The following is a 3,299-nucleotide window of genomic DNA, read 5'->3' on the forward strand; positions in this document are numbered from 1 at the left end:
GCAGGGCAAATCCCGGCAAGTGACCCTTCTCGAAAAGCGAAAATGAAGTCGCCCAAGAGGAAAGGCGAGCAGAAAGAAAAAGAACTTGGCGAGAAATCTCCCTGACTGGCCAGGGGCGGTGTGACCCGCACCGCCCCGGCCGTCAGGCAATCAAACCCCATCGAGAAGCGCTCGTCGGAGCGGCCGACCCAGAAACCGCGTCTTCCGACAAGCTCGATGCTTCACCCCAGGAGGGAGGGCTGCATCGGGCTCCCGCACACCCAACGCAATCGATGGGGTTACCGCTGGCTGCGTGATTTCCCACTCCTGTCCGTTTCCTGCAAACCCCCTCTACATTTATCCTTCTGGCCACATGAAGGATGCGTCCCTCTTCGGATAACGGCTCCTTATGCGGGATATTCCTGCCGCAACCACTGCCGCACAAAGCGGTAGTCGTCCACGATCAGTTCACCATCCCGCGTGGCTTTCCACAAACGATGCCCATTTCCAAGGAGCAGGACGCAATCCTCAGGCCGGGCCTGGGTAAGGGCCCAGCCGATGGCTTCCGTTCGATCGGCGAGCACCATCGCGCGTTGACGGTCCCGAAGATATTTCGCGCCCGCTGCCAGCAAACTCGTGTGCCCTTCTTCCACACCCGGCAAGGTCAGCACAATCAAATCGGCAAATTCTTCCAATGCCTGCACCCACCCGGCCATATCGCCCTGACCTCGACGGGGTGGATGGGCCACGCAGATCAGTCGGCCGGAGACCAGGGGTCGGATGGTCGTCAATGTGGCCCGCACCGCCTGGGTACTGTCGGCGGCATCGACGAACACGGAAAACGGCTGGCCTGCCAGAACGGGCTGAAGTCGTCCCGGAATCTGGTCCACGCTTTCCAGCGCTTTGACGACCACTTCCAGCGGGATCTGATATACCAGTCCCACGGCGGCAGCCGCCAGACAACTCAACATATGATGGCGGCCGAACATCCGCGTCCGAACCGGGAAAGTCTCCTCACCCGCCATCAGATAAAAAATTTCTTCTCCCAACTGGCGGCTTATTTCGCGGCCTTTAATTTCGGCGGGCATCTGCAGACCGATCGTCAATGCAGGATGGGCCAACCGCGAAAGCCAACCACGACAGCCGGAGTCATCGGCATTAACAATGGCCACCCCTTCCGGCTTCAACCATTCCAGCACGCGGAAATATGAATTGGGGTCACGTACCCTCGATTCGGCGTCGGTATTGACCAGGACGGCGACATCGAGCTCCATCCCCGCCAGGTACCGTTCTCGAATCGCTTTGCCGGTCACCTCGATCACCGCGTGAGTGCAGTGATTCTCCACCATTCGCGCCAGAGATAGCGCCAGCTCGTCCGCAGGTGGCGTTGTTTCGCGGGGAAATGTGGATTCTTCACCTTCAAAGTAACCCAGAGTGGTGAGCATGCCCGTGTTGAAACCGGCCTCGACGAGGACCCGAGTCAGCAGGCACGCGGTGGTGGTCTTTCCATGGGCGCCGGTCACGCCAATGACGTGGAGCTTTCGGGCGGGATAGTCCGCCAGTGCGTGTGAAATGCGCCCGAATGCCTCACGAGCATTGCTCACATAGATGACCGGTACGGGAAGGCTTTCTAACGGATGATCAGCCAGGACCGCCGCACATCCCCGTATCAGGGCCTGCTGCAACGCGGCATCGCGCCGTGCTCCCGGCGGATGAAGCACGACGAACAGATCGCCCGGCCGAACGTCCCGCGGATGGCACCGACATCGTGAGAGCGACACTTCGGCCGCACCCACCACCTGCGCATCCGGCAGAACCTGCCGTAAGGCGATCGTTTGTCCCGTCGAAGCACACAACCGCATTCTCCGAGGCCTCCTTACCTCGGTGGCGTACCACAGATGCCTCAGCTTTCGCCATCCAGACCAGGTGGCAACAAATTGTCACATGGGCCACACGGCCTGTCCCACGCGTCACACCGGCCTCCTTTCGGCGTGGCCGCGTCGTTTGCTGATGTTGCGGGATTTTCCTGATTTCGCCGATTGTGTCAAGGGCAAACTTGGCAGGGTCACCTATTCACCTACCGTTGGGAAAAACGCCAGTGACGGCAACCGCCGGGAATGCTTCGTCGATAGGGCCATGTGGCACGAATCAATGCTGAGTTTTCCCTTCACAGCAATCTGATTTGCTTCACCAGTTTTGCGCGTGTTGGGGGCGATTCATGAATCGCCCCCACCACACCCTATGCCTTTAGGTTCCGACAAATCCTTCCAAAAACTGGGGACGCGTCAGGTCGCGTCCATTCTTTCAGGTCACGTCGCGCCCGTGGCCCTCCACCAATCCTAACAATGCGCGGGAAAAAGGCACGTCCTGCAGCTCTCGGTGGACCGGCCCCGGCGCGTGCACCTGGGAATGATGCCCCTCAACGCAGCCGGGTTCCGGGTGTCCCGGCCCTCCCTGCGCTGGCGCTCACAATAGTATGTTTCGCAGAAAGGATTCGCACTCCTTTGCAATTTGCTCTGCAGACTCCTCTCTTCGTTGGCATTTCAAGGCCCATGGTCTTCCAGGGTGTAAAGTGTCCCACCGCGATCTTAGCTGTTCATAACGTCCCTTGCCTGGATCATGGTTCCCAAAACCGTCGATGATTTTATTCCACAAGGGCGAAAATCTTGCGATCAAAAGAGATTCACCTAAAGGTATCCATATGTCGTCCACAACCAAATACCGACAATAAAAGTCCCTTATATTCAAATTTTTTGCTTGGCGGATACTCTCTTCATGTTCCTTCAACCGCTTATATAGCGCTTGTCCTGGATCGGCATCCAAACCGAGGTTACCCTTCCGCGCTCCGGGAGGAACGGCTTTCCCTACATAAATTGGGATCTCACGACCATCTCGCTCCTTTACTTCGCAAAAAAGCCTATACGGTGGAAACGAACCGAAGTAGTAGATCGCGTAGATGCCAGCTCCGGCGAATGGTTCAATCTCATCCAGGCGTATCTTGTCACGCGACAGCAGCGCATGCGCGACGTTCTCGGCCAGGCTACGTTTGTCCAACGGATTGTATGGTCTCTCCTCTTTCACCTGATTTGCCTCACCGGGTTTCTCGTTAGCTTACCAGCTTCCTTGGCTCGTCAGCGGTGACCAGTTTTTCGATAATGCTCGCCGCTATAATGCGGGCCAATCTGACTGGAACGGCGTTACCCAGCTGCCGCATTGTTTCCGTCCATGAGCCGTGAAACTTGTAACCGTCCGGGAATGTTTGCAACCTTGCCGCCTCTCGAACAGTGAAATACCTTACAGAGCCATCGGGCAAAACCATC

The 3,299-nt window shown here is 57.5% G+C and carries 3 protein-coding genes; all 3 read right to left on the reverse strand.

The window, feature by feature from the left end; all coding sequences use genetic code 11:
- Window positions 1–386 precede the first annotated feature (386 nt).
- On the reverse strand, window positions 387–1,841 hold the full coding sequence (locus tag H5U08_RS13515; RefSeq protein WP_297034049.1) for a Mur ligase family protein: 1,455 nt from the start codon (window positions 1,839–1,841) through the stop codon (window positions 387–389).
- Between the two features lie 604 nt (window positions 1,842–2,445).
- Window positions 2,446–3,060 (reverse strand): Eco29kI family restriction endonuclease, encoded by a 615-nt coding sequence (locus H5U08_RS13520; RefSeq protein WP_297034052.1) that lies wholly within the window; start codon window positions 3,058–3,060, stop codon window positions 2,446–2,448.
- Between the two features lie 25 nt (window positions 3,061–3,085).
- On the reverse strand, window positions 3,086–3,299 hold a 214-nt coding region (locus tag H5U08_RS13525), incomplete at its 5' end, for a DNA cytosine methyltransferase (RefSeq protein WP_297034055.1).

Source organism: Thermogutta sp., from assembly GCF_014359955.1.
Taxonomy (GTDB): Bacteria; Planctomycetota; Planctomycetia; order Pirellulales; family Thermoguttaceae; genus Thermogutta.

Bases quoted from the DNA above. Each gene is read 5' to 3' on its own strand.
- H5U08_RS13515 (WP_297034049.1), bottom strand. From the start codon at position 1,841: ATGCGGTTGTGTGCTTCGACGGGACAAACGATCGCCTTACGGCAGGTT.